Source organism: Streptomyces sp. NPDC051738 (genome assembly GCF_044453205.1).
Classification (GTDB): Bacteria; Actinomycetota; Actinomycetes; order Streptomycetales; family Streptomycetaceae; genus Streptomyces.
Genome location: NZ_JBITCM010000015.1, coordinates 56541 through 72689, shown reverse-complemented (window position 1 = coordinate 72689; position 16149 = coordinate 56541). Strand labels below are relative to the sequence as shown.

The window sequence follows — 16149 nt, the reverse complement described above, 5'->3', positions numbered from 1 at the left end:
ACCGCACCCCATGACGGATGCCAACCCCCGGACCGCTCTTCGCGTCCACCACGCCCGGCTGATCGACGGTACGGGCGCGTCCCCGGTGGACGACGCCGTAGTCACCATCGATGCCCAGGGCACCCTCACTTACGCCGGTCCCGCCGCGACCGCGCCCCCGGCCGGCGGGGCGGACCGGGAGATCGACGCCGGCGGCCGCACCGTGCTGCCCGGCTTCTTCGACTGCCATGTCCATCTCGCCTACGCCCAGGGCTCGCCGCCCAGCCGCCGCGCGGAGCTCGACCCGGTCCTGGTCACCCTGGACACGGTCACGCGGCTGCGCCAGACCCTGGACGCCGGCATCACCACCGCCCGCGACCTGGGCGGCCTGTCGGCGGGCTTCCGTACGGCGGTCGAGTCGGGCCGGATCGTGGGGCCCCGGCTGCACACGGCCGTGCGGATCATCAGCCACACCGGCGGGCACGCGGACGTACGGTTGCCCGACGGCACCGATCTGAGCGCCGGGATGTCGGAGATCGCCGACGACACGGCGGCGGCCCGGCTCGCGGTGCGGCGGGTGCTGCGGGACGGCGCCGACCTGGTGAAGGTGTGCGCGACGGGCGGCATGGGCAGCCCGTACGACGACCCCGACGACGAGGGTCTGCTGGAGGAGGAGATCCGGGCCGTCGTGGACGAGGCCGGCCGGCACGGCGGCAAGCCGGTCGCCGCGCACGCCCAGGGCAACGCGGGCATCCTCAACGCCCTGCGCGGCGGGGTGACCAGCATCGAGCACGGCTACGGCCTGGACGAGCGGGCGTTGGACATGGCGGGCGAGCGCGGCGTCTTCGTCGTCCCGACACTGTCCACCGTCTACGCCGGCATCAACAAGGAGACGATGCCGGACTACCACTACCAGAAGAAGACCCGCTGGTCCGGCGTCACCAAGGAGAACATCGCCCGGGCCATCGATTACGGCACCCGGATCGCGCTCGGCACCGACGCCGCCGTCGGCCCGCACGGTGTGAACCTGATGGAGCTCAGCTATCTCGTGGACCTGGGCATGGACTCCATGGCCGCCATCGTCGCCGGCACCCGCACCTCCGCCGAACTGCTCGGTGTCGCCGACCGGTTGGGCACCCTCACCGCGGGACGCACGGCCGACCTGGTCATCTGTGACGGAGACCCGCTGCGGGACATCGGTGTACTCGGCGATCCCGCGAACATGGTCTGCGTCGTCCAGGACGGCGTCGTACGCAAGGACCTGCTGCCAACAGGGGGGCGATGCTGATGAGTTCACTGACCGACCTCCCGGACGCCGAGGCCCCGGACGAGCGCCGGCCGAGCGGTGTCGACCGGGTGCTGTCCCTCATCGAGCGGGCGGGCAACGCGCTGCCCCACCCGATCCTCCTGTTCACCGGCCTGTTCGTGATCCTGGCCGGCGTCTCCACCGGCCTCGCGCTGGCCGACGTGACGGTCACCGTCCCCGGCACCGACGAGACCAAGGCCGTCACCGGGCTGTTCACCGGCGAGGGCGTGCGCTGGCTGACGGAGAACCTCGTCACCAACTTCTCCACCTTCCCGCCCATCGCCGCCGTGCTGCTCATGGTCATGGCGGTGGGGGTCGCGGAGAAGGCGGGGCTGCTGGACACCGTCATGCGGTCCACGCTGGCCCGTGCGCCGCGTCCGGTGCTGCCGTATCTGGTGGCGCTGGTCGCCTGCCAGGCGCACATGATCAGCGACGTCGCCGCGATCGTGCTGCCGCCGCTGGCGGCCGTGGTGTTCCGCAGCGCCGGACGCCATCCCGTGGCCGGGCTGATCGGCGGCTTCGCGTGCGTCGGCGCGGGTTACGCGGCGGGCTTCACCATCGGCTCCCTGGACGCCCTCTACATCGGCATCACCCAGCAGGCGGCCGCGGTCCTGCCGGCCGCCGACGGCCTCGACCTGCACCTCCTCGTCAACTACTACTTCACCGCGGCCAGCAGCCTCGTCCTCGGCCTGCTCGGCGGCTTCCTCATCGCCCGTGTCCTGGAACCGCGCCTGGGCACCTACGAACCCGGGGAGGACGAGCCCGAGAGCCAGGACCTCACCCTCCCCCCGATCCAGCGCCGGGGCCTGCTGTTCACCACCGTGGTCCTCGTCCTCTACGCGGGCGCCGTCCTGTCCCTGTGGCTGCCCGAGGGCGCCCCACTGCGCGGTGAGGGCGGAGCGCTCGTGCCCTCGCCGCTGCTCACGGGCATCGTCCCGGTGCTGTTCACCGCGTTCATGCTGGCCGGGCTCACCTACGGCTTCACCGTCAAGGCGCTGTCCGGCTCCGAGGGCGTGGTCACGGCGATGTCCGACGCCGTGAAGAACATGGCGGGCTACGTGGTGCTGATGTTCGTCGCCGCCCAGGTGATCGCCCTGTTCAACTGGTCCAACGTGGGGATCCTGCTCGCCGTGAAGAGCGCGGCGGGACTCGACTCCATCGGCCTGACCGGCTTCTGGGTGCTCCTGGCGTTCGTCGTCCTGGTCGCCTGTCTGAACCTCTTCATCGTCTCGGGGTCCGCCCTGTGGTCGCTGGTCGGACCCGTCTTCGTCCCGGCGTTCATGCTGCTCGGCATGAGCCCCGCCCTCAGCCAGGCGGCCTTCCGCATCGGCGACTCGGCCACCGGCATCATCACCCCGATGAACCCGTACGTCTTCCTGCTGCTGGCGCTGCTGCGCCGGTACGAACCCGACGCCCGGCTGGGCACGCTCATCTCCCGGCTGGCGATCTTCACCGTGCCGTTCCTGGTGGTCTGGCTGGCGATCCTCGGGATCTTCTACGGCTTCGACCTGCCGCTCGGCCCAGGTGCGCACATCGGCCTCAAGTGAGTGCTGAAGCCGCGTTACGCGGCTGCCGCCCAGTCCAGTACGACCTTGGCGAACTCCCCGGGCAACTGCTCGGGGAGTGGCACGTGGCCGCCGGACAGGACCCGGGTCTCGCAGCCCAGCGCCGCGGCGAACTTCTCCAGGGCGGGCAGGTAGTAGTGGTCGCCGGGAGCGCAGACCGCGAGGGTGCGGGCGGTGATCTGCGGCAGCCTCCGGTCCATCCCGTCGCTCCGCACGGCCACATGGCCCTCCTCCACGCGGTCCAGGACGGTCAGCGCGTCGACGAGGAAACGGTTGAGCGCGGCTTCCTGCCCCTCCTCGTAGAAGCCGCGGCGCCGGTTCCACAGCTCGACGAGGTGGGATCCGTCGGGCCTGGGATCGACGTGGTCGACGGGCTTGCGCTCGGCCGCCGTACGCCTCTTCTCGTCGTCGATGAAGGGCGTGGCGGACAGGAGGAGGCTCGCGACGCGGTCTTGGAGGCGGGCGGCGAGTTCCACCGCGATCACGCCGCCGGTGCATCAAGGACGTCATCCGGCGGAGGACGAGGTCATGGCCGCCGTCCTGGATCCGGCGGACCTGGCCAGGCACTGTGCTCAGGAGCTCCCGGCATGCGCGGTACCGCGGTACGTGGAGGTGGTCGAGTCCCTGCCGCTCACCGAGACCGGGAAGGTACGCAAGGCGGTACTGCGGGAACGGGGTGTCACGGCCGTGACGTGGGACCGCTGCCTACGGCGTCCTTGACCGTGCTGCCGGACGAGTCAGGCAGGCCGGTCCGAGGGGCGGTCAGCGCGCGTCGATCGAGGCTTCGGCCGCCGCCTTGATCCGGGCACCGAAGCTGTCGGCATCCTTGCGGGCGGCGGCGAGCGCCAGGCCGACGAGGAGCTTGCCGAGGCCGTGGCCTTCCAGAACGTTGAAGAGATGGACCCGCGTCCTGCCGTCGGCCAGCGGCTCCAGGTCGTAGCCGCCCTCGCTGGCCGTGACGCTGTTCTTCGACACCTCGGCCCACCGGATCCGCACCGGGGCTTCGAGGTCGGTGATGCGGAACTCCCTGGCCGTCTTCATCCCGGCGTCCTTGACCGTGCTGCGGAAGACCGTGCCCACCGTGGTCGGGGTTTCGGGAACCCGCTCGATCCTGAGTACGCGGGGGCTGAACTGCGGATCGTTGCGTCCGTCGGCGAGGTAGTCGAACACCGCCTCGACAGTTCGATCAACCTCGACCGTCGCTTCAAACTGCCCTGACATGAGCACTCCTCAATCGCTTGAGCCGCTCCGTGCCCGCGACTCTATGGGGCCACCGGGCATACCGCGAGGCGAACGGCGGCCAGGATGCTCGCTCAGGCCGGTTCGAGGTCGGTGTGCACCAGGTGGTGGTCCGAGTACGCGCTGGGATGCACACCGTGCCCGCTCGGGACGAAGCCCCGTACGAAGATGTAGTCGAACTTGCTCTGCCAGTCGGTGGTCGGCTCGCAGGTGCCGGTCTGCGAGGGGTCACACTGGGGGGCCGTGTCCGCGGCCAGTGCCCACATCCGGGCGAGTTCGGGAGCGTCCGGCACGGCGTTGAAGTCGCCGAGAACGATGACGCGGTCATGCTGGGCGACCTCTGCCGCGAGGACCCGGACCTGCTCTGCTCGGAACGCCTCTTGACGGCGATGGGCGAGATGGGTGTTGAAGACCCGGACGGGCCGGTCACCCACCTTGGTGGTGACCGCCATGTAGCCACGGTCCTCGGATCCGCCGTCGGGGTATTCCACGTTGACGCGGTCCGTCATCGGTGCCGCCGAGAGAATTGCCTGACCGAAGGCCCCCGGATTCCACGGCACTCCCCCGCAGCGCCCCCAACTCCGAAGAACCGAACCGTACTCGACGTGGTAGACCAGCCCGTGCACGTTCTCCAGATAGTCCCGGATCCTCTCGACGTCACGCACACACGCTTCTTGCATGCCTATGACCTGGGGCGCATACGTGGCGATGTCCGCCGCCCGGTCGACGTTGCTCACCTCGCACGGGTTGCAGATGTTCCACGTCATGACCCGGTTCGGAACGACGTCCTTGACGGCTTCGACCGGCTGTGACCTGCCGAAGAGGCCACCGCTTGGCGCACTGGGGCCGACGAGCACCATGCAGGCCACGACCACCGCGCCCGCGAACAACCGCGTGCCCCTTGCGAACACCATCGCCTCCTCAGTGGATCCCCATGGCATCTGACATCTCCATGCACGAGGTTATGGGACGGGGTTGTCAGCAACGCATCAGTTCCGCCGCCAGCCGCCCTACTCGAAGCGCCGCCACTCACGGCCGCCGTCGCGCGAGATCCACAGGCCTTCGCCCGCCACCAGGTCGTACGTCGCCGTCGTCGCGTCCGCGATGCCGTAGAGCGTCGTGCCGTCGACGGTGAACGACGTGAACTTCGCCGGTGTCTTCAGCTCGCGGAAGGCGCTGTTGGTGCGGTCGTCGGCGAGCCAGTAGCGGCCGCCTTCCTCGCCGACGAGCAGGCGCCCGTCCGCCAGCAGGTCCATGACCAGCCACTCCGGGCCGCGCTTCAGGTCACGCCAAGGGAGGCCGCCGCCGAGGACCGTCTGCCACTGCCCGCCGCCGTCCGTCGTCACCAACACGCCGCGTACGCCCTCGCCCCGGACGAGGGACAGCGCGGCGGTGCCGCCTCGCGCGGCGAGGATGCCGCCCGTGTAGGGCTTCGGGACGGTCGTGGAGCCGAGGGTGCGACCGTCGCGCTGCCATACGACGCGGTCGGGGTCTTCGGTCAGGGGTTGGTCCAGGCTCCACACCGTGCCCCGCTCGTCGACGGCGAGGCGGATGGCGCTGTCCGGCACTCCGGCCGGGGGCGCCACCGCGCGCGTGGCGGGGCGGTAGACGAGGGTCGGCTCCAGTTCGGCGAGCAGGGTGTCGCCGGGGCGGGTGCGCACCGGGGTCTCGGCGGTGACGACCCTGTGCCGCTTGCCGTGCGGGTCGAGGGCGTACGTTCCCCCGGCCCCCTCCCCCGGCGGCACCCGTACGAAGCCCCCGCGCACCCCCTTGAACGCGGCCCGCGCAGCCTCCGCGTCCGTGTGTTCCGCGTACTCGGCGACCGTACGGCCGTCCGGGCCGACGATGCGCCAGGCCATGGCGGCGGGCCCCTCGTCGTCCTCGACGTTGCCCGCCTCGTACGTCAGGAGCAGCGAGCCGTCGTCCGCGCGTGCCACGCCGGTGGGTGCGCCGGCCGCCTCGATGACGTCGGCGGGGTGAGGGTGAGGGTCCTCGATGACACGTCTGTACTTCGCCTCGCGGTTCCCCGCGTCCCCGTCGTCGGAGCCGCCCGGGCTGCACGCGGTCAGAGCCAGCGCCGCACTCGCCGCGGCCACGAGCCCGACCGTCTGCTTCCCGCGTTCCGTTCGCCATGCCATTGCCACATCCTCCCCCGGAGGAGCGACAACACGACGTCACCGTCCCGGCCGCTACCTTCGCGTGGCCGGGACGGTGACGTCGCAGGCAAGGATTCGTGACGGGCTACCGCCGCACGGAGGCCCTACCCGGCCTGTGAGCCGCCGTCGGCCGCGGCACCGGCCGTCACATCGGTCACCTTCCAGCGCTGGTTGGCGCCGGAGTTGGGCTGCCACACGCCGACCGCGGCACCTTCGTTCGTGGACTGGCCGCCGACGTCCGGGAGTTGACCGGTGGCGGCGTTGACGAGGGTCCAGGTGCCGTCGCCGGTGGTGGACATGATCCACTGGGCGGCGTTGTCGCGACTGCCCTCGTCGGGCTCGGCCACCAGCTTGCCGTCACGGACGGCGAGACGCTTGTCCTGCGTCGCCTCGCTGAAGACGTACCGCTTGCGGTTGTCGTTGCCCCGGCTGGTCTGCTCCAACCGCCACTGCTGACCGCTCGGGTCGGCGGCGTCGGCGCTCTTGATGACGAGACCGGTGCCGTTGTCGGCGATCGTGAGGTCCTTGCCGCTCTGGACGCCGGTCAGCCGGTAGGTGTGGCCCTTCTGGAGCTCGGCCGCGTCCTTCGCCACGCCGGACACGCCCTTGACGAGGAGGGACGTCACGGACTGGGCGGGCACGGTGACCGTGGCCTGCTTGCCGGTGACCCGGACCGGCTGCTGCCGCTCCAGCTTGCCGTCGGCGCTGGTCACCACCGGGGTGACGGTGGCGCGGGAGGAGACGCTCCCGAACTTCGAGAGGTCGAGGGTGACGTCGCGGGCCTCGGTGGTGCTGTTGACGTGGACGACGGTCGCCGCGTCGCCCTTGCGGGAGATCGCGGCCGTACTGGAGGTGTCGTTCGTCTTGATCAGCCGGTCGCCGGGCTTGATGTAGTGCGTGAAGTTGCGGGCGGTGTCGAACTTGGTGTTGGTGTAGATCGGGCAGCTTTCGAGGGTGTCCTTCGAGGTGCAGCTGAAGGAGAGCTGGATCGAGCCCCAGTTGCCGCCCTTGGCGGACTCGCCGCCGGGCTTCATGTTGTCGTAGTCCTCGACGGGCTGCCAGAACACCCAGGCCTTGGGCTCCAGTTCACGCAGGTCGTCGACGATGCGCTGGGCCAGGCCCAGGCCCGGCCGCATGTCCGTGAAGCTCTGGCCGTCGCCCCAGTCGCCCTCGACCTCGCTCATCCACAGCGGCTTGTCCGCGGCCTTGGCCAGGTCGCGCACGGTGGTGCGCTGGCCGGTGCCGTAGGTGTGGACGTTCATCTGGTCGACGAGGTCGCGCACCTCCTGCGGGTAGGAGTTCCAGTTCGTCGCGAAGGTGCCGGGGTTGGTCTCGTCCATGGCGGAGATCTCCGCGTCGCTCCTGGACTTCTTCAGCACCGGGCCCAGCGCGCGGAGCACCTTCTGCTGGAGTTCGGGGCCGATGTGGGCGCCCTCCTGCCGGCCGCCGATCGGCTCGCCGTCCGCTCCGAGTTTGGTGCCCCAGTAGTTGGTGTTCGGCTCGTTGAACGGGTCCAGGGTGTCGACGTCGATGCCGTGCGCCTTCTCCAGCCGCTCGGTGGCACCCACCAGGTACTTGGCGAAGTCGTCGACGGACTCCGTCTTGAGCTGGTCCTTGCCCGCGTCGAAGTTGCCGGAGACGTAGCCGCTCTCGGTCATGAACCACGGCGGCGAGTTGCTGAACGTCTCCCAGTGGGTGATGTCCTTCTTGATGCGGTCGACCCACCAGCGCTGCGTCTTGTCGGCGTTCTTGTTCCAGTCGGCGGAGTCGTCGGCGTCCCACCAGTCGACGTCCTCGCGGGTGGTGCCCGCCGGGGCCTTCCACCAGCCCTCGACGGCGCCGCCGGCGCGCAGGTAGTCCTTGACGTCCGGGGCGTTGCCGCCGCCGATGTTGTAGCGGGCGATGTTCAGGGCGAGGCCGTCGTCCCCGAAGAGGAGTTTGGCCAGCTTCTCGCGTATCGCGGGCGGGTAGTCGCCGGTGGCGTTGGCGAACCAGACCAGGCTGGTGCCCCAGCCCTCGAACTTCTCCTGCTGGTAGGAGGGGTCGGGCCGGACGGTGACCGCGGCGGCGGCCGCGGCCGGGTCGGCGTGTGCGAGGGGCAGCGTGGTGGCGGCCAGGAGGGTTCCGGTCGCCAGGGCGGTGACGCCGATGGCCCCGAGGAGCCTTCTCTTGCGGGTGCGGTGTGCCATCTCGAGTACTCCAGCTCTTCTGTGTGCCGCGCGTCCCGGCGGGACACAGAGATCGGGGTCCGCACAGGGCGGTCTGGTGCGATTCGGTGCGTTCTCGTATGGTTTCGACTAGCTAATGTTTACGTAAACATCCACTGGCGCGATGTCTACACTGTGCGAATCTCGGCGGTCAAGGAGTCGTCCGGGACAGAAAGTTGCGTGGCTTGGGGGACGGGATGGACACGACGGACGACGGTGGCCGCACACCGGCGGGAACGCGCAGGTCGGACACCCGTACGAGACGGCGCGCGGCCCGTCCCCGGCAGGGCGCCTCGATGGCCGACGTCGCCCGCGTCGCCGGCGTCTCCTCGCAGACGGTCTCCCGCGTCTCCAACGGCTTCCCCGGCGTCACCGACGAGACCCGTCAACAGGTCCTGGCCGCCATGCGGGAGCTGGGCTACCGGCCCAACAGCGCCGCGCGGGCGCTCAAGCGCGGCGAGTTCCGCACCCTCGGCGTGATCACCTTCTCCCTCTCCACCATGGGCAACATCCGTACCCTTGAGGCGATCGCCACGTCCGCCGCCCAGCAGGGCTACGCCGTCACGCTCCTGCCCGTCGCCGTGCCGACCCAGGACGAGGTGCACGGGGCCTTCTCCCGGCTGGGCGAACTCGCCGTGGACGCCGTCATCGTCATCATGGAGATCCATCTGCTCGACGCGGCGACCGTCTCACTGCCGCCCGGCGTCCAGGTCGTCGTGGCCGACTCGGACGCCGGTGACCGCTACACCGTGGTCGACACCGACCAGGTGGGCGGCGCCCGCGACGCCGTACGGCATCTGCTGGACCTCGGCCACGACACGGTGTGGCACCTGGCCGGGCCGGAGGACTCCTTCGCCGCCCAGCGCCGCGCCAACGCGTGGCACACCACCCTCACCGAGGCGGGCCGCCGCCCACCGCCCCTGGTGCGCGGCGACTGGTCGGCCGAATCCGGCTACCGGGCCGGCCTGCGGATCGCCGAGCAGCGGGACTGCACGGCCGTGTTCGCCGCCAACGACCAGATGGCGCTGGGCCTGCTGCGCGCCCTGCACGAACGCGGCCGGAGAGTTCCCGAGGACATCAGCGTCGTCGGCTTCGACGACATCGCCGAATCCGCGTCCTTCCTGCCTCCCCTCACCACCATCCACCAGGACTTCGCCGAAGTGGGACGGCTCTGCGTCGAAGGGGTCCTCGGCAAGATCCGCCGCCCCGCACAGGACCCGACGGAACACGGCACCACCCTCGTACCGACCCGCCTCGTACTGCGCGACAGCACCGCACCGCCGCCGCCCGGCGGGGACGGTCACGCGGTGTGAGGCGGTTACGGGGTGTGAGGCGGTTTCGGGGCGCGACCGTGATCATGAACGGGCGCTACCCGTACGCCCCGCCCCGCGCCTCGACTCGGCCCAGCCCGTCAGCATGAGCGTCGTCCTGGGGTGTGGTGAAGTGGGGATCATGACGACGAGTGACGCGATCGTGGTGCCCGAGCTGTACGTCGGCTACCCCGAGGTGGCCTTCGGCGGCTACGTCGCGGGCGTGCTGGCGGAGAGGTCCGGGGCGCGGACGGTACGGGTGGACTTCCGTGGGCCGGTGCCGGTCGAGGTGCCCGTGCGGATCGCCGAAACGGCGGACGGTGGCGTGGAGTTGGGCGACGCCGAGCGGCCCCTTGCCTCCGCGCGTCCCGCCGAGTCGCCGTTCGACGCGCCTGCCGCGCCCTCCTGGGACGACGCGGTCGCCGCGGCCGAGAGGTTCCGGGCGGAGCCGCCATCGGGTGTGGTCGACTGCTTCGGCTGCGGCCTGCGCGCCGCTGACCGCGGTCTGCGTGTGCACTGCTCCCCGGTGCCGGATCTCGACCTCGTGGCCTCCGCCTGGATCCCGTCGCACACGTTCGCGGGCCCGGACGGCCTGCTCCCCACCCACCTGGTCTGGGGCGCCCTGGACTGTCCGGGAAACTGGGCGGGCCGCTTCCTCGGTACCCAGCGCCCGGGAGCGGTCACCGCGGCCCTCACGGGCACGATTCTGCGGCCGGTCGCCGCGGGTGAGCCGTACATCGCGTACGCGTGGCTGCTGTCGGAGTCCGGCCGCAAGCACACGATGGGCGCGGCGGTCGCCACGGCAGAGGGCGAACTGTGCGCCGTCTCCGAGGCGTTGTGGATTGATCCCAGGCCTGCCTCTTGAGCCACGCAGGCTCGTGAAAGGGATTGGCCCGCCTCGATCCTGACACCTGCCTTCAGGGGGATTTGTCACGCGAACATCTAGACCTCTCCGGTTCACTGGTTCACGGTGGTCCCTCCTATCCGCCTGTACGCCTGTACGCCTGGAGGGGGACCCCGCAGTGAGACGAAGGCGATTTGTGGCAGGGGCGATCGGAGCGGTCTCGGGGATCGCGCTCGGCCCGTCCGCGGCCTTGGCCGACGCAGCGACGCCACGGACGCAAGGCTGGCAGCCCGTGCCGGCACCCGGCAGCACTCCGGCCGCGCAGCTGCGCCGTATCGCCGCCGCCGGACCCCAACTGGCCTGGGCTGTGGGCGAGGAAGGCCGCGCCGGGGCGTCGCAGGGGCGGGGGCTGGCCATGCTGTGGAACGGCAGCGCCTGGACTAAGACCGACCTGTCGCATCTGAACCACACCCGGTTGAGCGATGTCGCCGGTGTCTGCGCCACCTCGGCGTGGAGCGTGGGCCAGCCTGCCGGAACCGGCAGCCCGCTGCTGCGCTGGGACGGAGTCACCTGGCGCGAGGCCACGTTCCCGGGCATGGGCGAGCCGGACGTTCGCCTGAACGCGGTGGCGGTCGGCCCGGACCGGCAGGTGTGGATCTGCGGCAGCCGAGGCGGCGCCGCCCGTCTGCTCCACGGGGACGGGCAACAATGGCAGTGGCTGGACCCGCTGCCCGTCGAGAGCGCAAGTCTGTACCGGGTCGTCCTGCGCTCCCCGGGCGAGGTCTGGGTGGGCGGTGACCAGTCGAACGGCGGAGGATGGTCGGGACTTGTGGCCCGCTGGGACGGCGCATGGACGGTCCTGCCCCCGATAGCGGGCTTGCGCCTGGGCATAGCCGATCTCCACTCGGCCGGTCCGGACGACGTATGGGCGGTGGGCACCGAGGCCGGCATCGGCGGTCCGCCGGGCCGCCCCGGCAACCCTGCCCTGGGCCACTGGGACGGCACGTCCTGGACGCGGGAGGAAGTGGGCTTCACGGTCGGGTCGTTGAGTGCAATCGCGGGCGACGCACAGGGCCGCGCCGCATGGATATCGGGCTGGAACTACCAGGACCAGAGCCGCAGTACGTATCTGCACCGCGACGGCGGCACCTGGACCGTCGTGCGAGGCCCGGTCGGCGCGGCGCCGGCGCCGTACCTCAACGACGTGACGTCCGTTCCCGGCACCACGGGGTTCTGGTCGGTGGGCATGACCAGTCCCACACCGGCACCTCCGACCGGGGCCTACACGGAACACCTCGAAGCCTGACTCGGCCCCGGAAGTCAGTTGAAGGGGTCGAGCGTGAGGTAGGCCTGGAGCGGGCTGCCGTCGTGCACGAGCGACTCGTGATGGCCGACGTCGTCGAAGGCGAACGCGTACGCCTTCCCGTCGGCCATCTGCGCGTGGATCGCGCGGGCGTAGTGGTTGGTGACGCCGTCCTTGTAGAAGGCGTCGGCACTGGAGTCGGGCTGGTTGGGGTTGGCCAGGAGTGTGGAGCGGTTGAACCCCGCGCACAGCGTGCGCGAGATCGGGCCGCGTACGAGGTCGTTCGGTGCGTCGAGCTTTCTGTGGCAGCCGAAGATGGAGGAGGCGTCCGGCTTCTCGAAGCTGGTGACGACGGCGCCGGCACTGTTGGTGAAGTTCATGACGCCACCGGAGACCCGGCCGTAGTACTTGGTGTTGGGCTGGTCGGCGAAGGGCGTGACCGTCAGTGTCGAGGTGGTGTACTGCTGCCAGACGCGGTTGACGTAGTCGTCCATGACGGACGTCGGCAGCGCGCCGGTCTCCACTCCGTACAGCGACGACAGGGCGCGCAGCATGGTGCCGTCGGGGCCGGTCTGGATCAGGTTGGCCCAGCCTCCGGGTTGCCCCCTGAGGGCGTTGAAGAAGCCGTTGTATCCGCCGGACTTGAGCCGGCCGGTACTTGCGGTGCTGCCGTCCGCTCGCTGCACTCCGACCGAGTACGGCGCCGAGAACATGTCGACCTGTGTGCTGTTGAGCCACAGGCCCGAGTCGTTCAGTGTGTACTCGGACCAGTTGAACAGGATGTTCCGGTTCGGGTCGGTCGGGTTCTGCACGGCGGGCTGAACCAGGCCTCCGGTGGTGAGCTTGAACACCAGTTTCTGGCCGTAGGAGAAGTACACGCGGCCGGAGAACTTCGGTATGCGGATGGTCGTCGACTGCCCCGCCGCCGGGCCCGGTATCGCGGCGTCCGGCGCGGGAGTCGGCGGGTTCCCGCCCGCCGGCCAGGGATGGAACGTGCCGCCCGCGTCGGCCCAGCCCTGTCGTCCGGTCGACAGTTCCGTGCCCAGGTTGTAGATGTACACCTGCTCGCCACGGGCCGAGTTGTTGGTGATCTGCAAAGGGATCGTCGCCGGGACGGCGGCGTGGGCCGGTGCACCCGTTCCGGTCCCGAGCAGTGCACCGGCGAGGGCCGTGGCGAGGGACAACCTCACAGCTGCGGCCCGGTGTCTGAGTGTCCGTAACATGCTCTGTCTCCGTTCGACAACGGCCGATTCGAGAAATTCTGAGAGCGCTCTCAGAGTGCCGCCTTGGTACGGACCTGTCAATGAACCGGAATGAAGTAGACCGGCAAGGCACCTCGACTCGTCGACCTGGAACTGGCACCGTAAACCGACGTGAAGGTGAACAAAAGCGGGCAAACAGAAAGCTCGGTGCGCTGGAGGCTCGTCCTGGCCAGCACCACCATGCTCTTCGTCGAGCTGGCGCTGATCAGATGGGCGGGCGCCAACGTCGTCCACCTCAGCTACTTCTCGAACTTCATCCTGCTCGGATCGTTCCTCGGCATCGGCATCGGGTTCCTGATCCCCGCCGCGCGTGGACAGTGGCTCAAACGCTGGACACCGATCCCCCTCGCGCTTCTCGTCATCCTCGTCCGCGCGTACCCGGTGCAGGTACGCCAGAGCAGCAGTGAGGTCATCTACTTCACGGCCGTGAAGACCACCGGCCTGCCCCAGTGGGTGACGCTGCCGGCCATCTTCCTGCTGACCGCGGTGATCATGGCCGGGATCGGCAAGATCACCGCAGACCTCTTCCGCCAACTCCCCTCGCTCGACGCCTACCGCTACGACCTGCTCGGCAGCATCACCGGCTCGGTCGCCTTCGCCGCACTGTCCTGGGTCCGTGCCCCCTCGGTCGCGTGGGGCGTACTCGCCGCCGCGGCCCTGCTGATCCTGGGCGGGCGCCGCAACACCCTGCTGTACGGCATCCCCCTCACGGCGATGGTCGCCGCGCTGCTCCTGGAGACGACGACGGCCGGTATCTCCTGGTCGCCCTATTACAAGATCGAGCTCAAGGCCTCACCGACCACCACCCGGACCTACCACATCTCCGCCAACGGCGTCCCGCACCAGAGCACCGCGCCGCTCCCGGTGCTGATGCGGGAGAACTCGCCCTATCGGCAGGCGTACGAGCAGACGCCCCGCAACCCGCACAAGCGTGTGCTGATCATCGGGGCCGGCAACGGCAATGACGTCGCCGTCGCGCTGGCGCACGGAGCACAGCGCGTGGACGCGGTCGAAATCGATCCCCGTCTGCAGGAGATCGGCGCGGAACTGCACCCCGCCAGGCCGTACGACGACCCCAGGGTGCACGTCCACATCAACGACGGCCGGGCGTTCCTGGAGCGGACGAACGCCAAGTACGACCTCATCGTGCTGGCGCTCCCGGACTCTCTGACGCTCGTGTCAGGCGCGAGCAATCTGCGGCTGGAGAGCTACCTGTTCACCCGGCAGGCGTTCGAGGCCGCACGCGATCATCTGACGCCGAACGGCGCGTTCGCCATGTACAACTACTACCGCAAGAGCTGGTTGGTCGACCGCTTCGCCGGCGACCTCGACAGCATCTACGGCCACGCCCCCTGTATGACGACGTTCAAACGGAACGCGGCCGTGCTGGTGGCCGGGATGACCCCCGCCGACCAGTCCTGCAAGCAGATCTGGCAGGCCAGCGGCCCGGTCCCGGCTGCCGCGACCGACGACCACCCCTTCCCGTACCTGCTGCACCGGAACATCCCCACGCTGTATCTGGGCGCTTTGGGCGCGATCCTGCTGGTGACGCTGCTGTCGGTACGCCTGGCCGGGGTTCGCATCCGAAGCACCGTCCGCTACACCGACATGTTCCTGCTGGGCGCGGCGTTCATGCTGCTCGAAACGAAGAACGTGATCGGCTTCGCGCTGTACTTCGGTACGACCTGGCTGGTCAATGCCCTCGTCTTCTTCGGTGTGCTGGTCTCCGTCCTGGCCGCGGTCGAGGTCCGACGCAGGTTGCGGCGGGTCAACCAATTGCTGCTTCAACTCATGCTCTTCGGCTCCCTCGCGGTGGCCTGGCTCGTCCCGGCGCAGGCCGTGCTCTCGCTGCCCTTCGCCGGCCGACTCGCCGCCGCGATCGCCCTGGCCTTCGCCCCCATCTTCTGCGCCAACCTCATCTTCTCCGACCGACTCGCACTGGCCCCCGACCCGACTTCCGCGTTCGGCGCGAATCTGCTGGGCGCGCTGACGGGGGGCGCGCTTGAATACCTGGCCCTGATGACGGGCTATCAGACGCTGCTACTGATCGTCGCCGCGCTGTACCTGGCGGCATGCATCGCCATGCAGGTCATCGGACGCGGACCGGGCCGACAGACCACACGGATGCCGGACGAGACCGTGACCATCAAGACCTAGCCGGCACGAAATGCCTCCCCGTCGACGCCGGGTATCGCTCGCGGGTCGTAACCACCTAGGCGTGGTCGAGTTGGTCGGCCAAGCCGGCCAGATCGTCGGCGTACAGGTCGAACCCGTCCGAGAAGGCGGGCGGGTCGCCGACAGGGCGGGCGACGTAGGCGGTGCGCAGGCCGAGGCGCTGTGCTCCGCGCAGGTCCCAGGCATGGGCGGCGACCATCAGGAGCCGCTCCGGTGGTCGTCCGGAGACGGTGACGGCCAGCTGATAGACGGCCGGGTCCGGCTTGTAGGCCCGGGCTTCCTCGGCGGACAGGGCCTGGTGCCAGCGCAGTCCGGCGTAGGCGTTGAGTCCGAGCAGCGCCGTCCGGCTCGCGTTGGAGAGTCCGATCAGCGGGAACCGTTCGGCGAGCCGGGCGAGCCCTGCCACCGTGTCGGGCCACGGCGGGAGCCTGCGGCCGGACAGGGCCAACGCCGCCACGGCGGTCGGGTCGTCGACTCCGGCGGCATCGGCGACGAGCCGGGCGGCTTCCAGGTCGAGGACGTCGCTGGGGCGGTAGTGTCGGGCGCCATCGGCGATGCGACGCTGCTCGCGCTCGATGTACTGCTGCCACAGCGACAAGAGCCGCTCGACCCCGGGATCGTCGAACGACGGGTCGAGTTCACGGATGCCGGCGCGGATCCCGGCGGGTTCGTCGACGAGCGTGCCGAGCACGTCGACCACGACGGCATCGATCTCTGGCTCTGACTCTGGCATGAGAGCGGTCTCCTGGACGAAGCAGGGGAGCGAGGGTGGCTATTGGCCGAACACGGCCGGCAGCCACCCT

At 70.0% G+C, this 16149-nt stretch carries 14 protein-coding genes; 7 read left to right on the top strand and 7 right to left on the bottom strand.

The window, feature by feature from the left end:
- Positions 1 to 10 precede the first annotated feature (10 nt).
- Together ACIA8X_RS31165 and ACIA8X_RS31160 are read left to right on the top strand one after the other, a co-directional pair.
- The gene (locus ACIA8X_RS31165; RefSeq protein WP_399459680.1) at positions 11 to 1267 is read left to right on the top strand and encodes an amidohydrolase family protein; all 1257 of its coding nucleotides are present in this window, start codon (positions 11 to 13) and stop codon (positions 1265 to 1267) included.
- Complete coding sequence (locus ACIA8X_RS31160; RefSeq protein WP_399459679.1) at positions 1267 to 2832, top strand: AbgT family transporter; 1566 nt, start codon at positions 1267 to 1269, stop codon at positions 2830 to 2832. The genes ACIA8X_RS31165 and ACIA8X_RS31160 overlap by 1 nt, the downstream gene beginning before the upstream one ends.
- Before the next feature lie 14 nt (positions 2833 to 2846).
- On the opposite strand, the gene ACIA8X_RS31155 is transcribed toward ACIA8X_RS31160, so the two are convergent.
- Positions 2847 to 3335: an alpha/beta fold hydrolase gene (locus ACIA8X_RS31155; protein ID WP_399459678.1), complete on the bottom strand. Its 489-nt coding sequence runs from the start codon at positions 3333 to 3335 to the stop codon at positions 2847 to 2849.
- 43 nt (positions 3336 to 3378) lie between these two features.
- Here ACIA8X_RS31155 and ACIA8X_RS31150 point away from each other — a divergent pair, with 43 nt between their 5' ends.
- Positions 3379 to 3570, top strand: a complete 192-nt coding sequence (locus ACIA8X_RS31150; RefSeq protein WP_399459677.1) for a hypothetical protein — start codon at positions 3379 to 3381, stop codon at positions 3568 to 3570.
- A 42-nt stretch (positions 3571 to 3612) separates the two neighbouring features.
- Here ACIA8X_RS31150 and ACIA8X_RS31145 read toward each other — a convergent pair whose 3' ends face one another.
- From ACIA8X_RS31145 to ACIA8X_RS31130, 4 genes are all read right to left on the bottom strand, one after another.
- A complete protein-coding gene (locus tag ACIA8X_RS31145) occupies positions 3613 to 4071 on the bottom strand; it encodes an SRPBCC family protein (protein WP_393444242.1) in 459 nt (152 codons plus the stop codon).
- A 92-nt stretch (positions 4072 to 4163) separates the two neighbouring features.
- Positions 4164 to 5003 carry an endonuclease/exonuclease/phosphatase family protein gene (locus ACIA8X_RS31140; RefSeq protein ID WP_399459676.1) on the bottom strand — a complete coding sequence of 280 codons (840 nt, stop codon included), beginning with the start codon at positions 5001 to 5003 and terminating at the stop codon, positions 4164 to 4166.
- 96 nt (positions 5004 to 5099) lie between these two features.
- Positions 5100 to 6227: a hypothetical protein gene (locus ACIA8X_RS31135; RefSeq protein WP_399459675.1), complete on the bottom strand. Its 1128-nt coding sequence runs from the start codon at positions 6225 to 6227 to the stop codon at positions 5100 to 5102.
- Positions 6228 to 6349: 122 nt separating this feature from the next.
- A complete protein-coding gene (locus ACIA8X_RS31130) occupies positions 6350 to 8434 on the bottom strand; it encodes a glycoside hydrolase (protein ID WP_399459674.1) in 2085 nt (694 codons plus the stop codon).
- A gap of 215 nt (positions 8435 to 8649) precedes the next feature.
- On the opposite strand from ACIA8X_RS31130, the gene ACIA8X_RS31125 reads away from it, so the two are divergent.
- The 3 genes from ACIA8X_RS31125 to ACIA8X_RS31115 all read left to right on the top strand — a co-directional run bounded on the left by ACIA8X_RS31125 (position 8650) and on the right by ACIA8X_RS31115 (position 11912).
- On the top strand, positions 8650 to 9765 hold the full coding sequence (locus ACIA8X_RS31125; RefSeq protein WP_399459673.1) for a LacI family DNA-binding transcriptional regulator: 1116 nt from the start codon (positions 8650 to 8652) through the stop codon (positions 9763 to 9765).
- Between the two features lie 139 nt (positions 9766 to 9904).
- On the top strand, positions 9905 to 10627 hold the full coding sequence (locus ACIA8X_RS31120) for a PaaI family thioesterase (RefSeq protein WP_399459672.1): 723 nt from the start codon (positions 9905 to 9907) through the stop codon (positions 10625 to 10627).
- 175 nt (positions 10628 to 10802) lie between these two features.
- Complete coding sequence (locus ACIA8X_RS31115; protein ID WP_399459671.1) at positions 10803 to 11912, top strand: hypothetical protein; 1110 nt, start codon at positions 10803 to 10805, stop codon at positions 11910 to 11912.
- Positions 11913 to 11926: 14 nt separating this feature from the next.
- Here the strand turns inward: ACIA8X_RS31115 and ACIA8X_RS31110 are convergent, their stop codons facing one another.
- On the bottom strand, positions 11927 to 13132 hold the full coding sequence (locus ACIA8X_RS31110; RefSeq protein WP_399459669.1) for a glycoside hydrolase family 64 protein: 1206 nt from the start codon (positions 13130 to 13132) through the stop codon (positions 11927 to 11929).
- Positions 13133 to 13318: 186 nt separating this feature from the next.
- Here ACIA8X_RS31110 and ACIA8X_RS31105 point away from each other — a divergent pair, with 186 nt between their 5' ends.
- On the top strand, positions 13319 to 15328 hold the full coding sequence (locus ACIA8X_RS31105; protein WP_393444261.1) for a spermidine synthase: 2010 nt from the start codon (positions 13319 to 13321) through the stop codon (positions 15326 to 15328).
- A gap of 55 nt (positions 15329 to 15383) precedes the next feature.
- On the opposite strand, the gene ACIA8X_RS31100 is transcribed toward ACIA8X_RS31105, so the two are convergent.
- Positions 15384 to 16079, bottom strand: a complete 696-nt coding sequence (locus tag ACIA8X_RS31100) for a haloacid dehalogenase type II (protein ID WP_399459668.1) — start codon at positions 16077 to 16079, stop codon at positions 15384 to 15386.
- Positions 16080 to 16149: the final 70 nt, after the last annotated feature.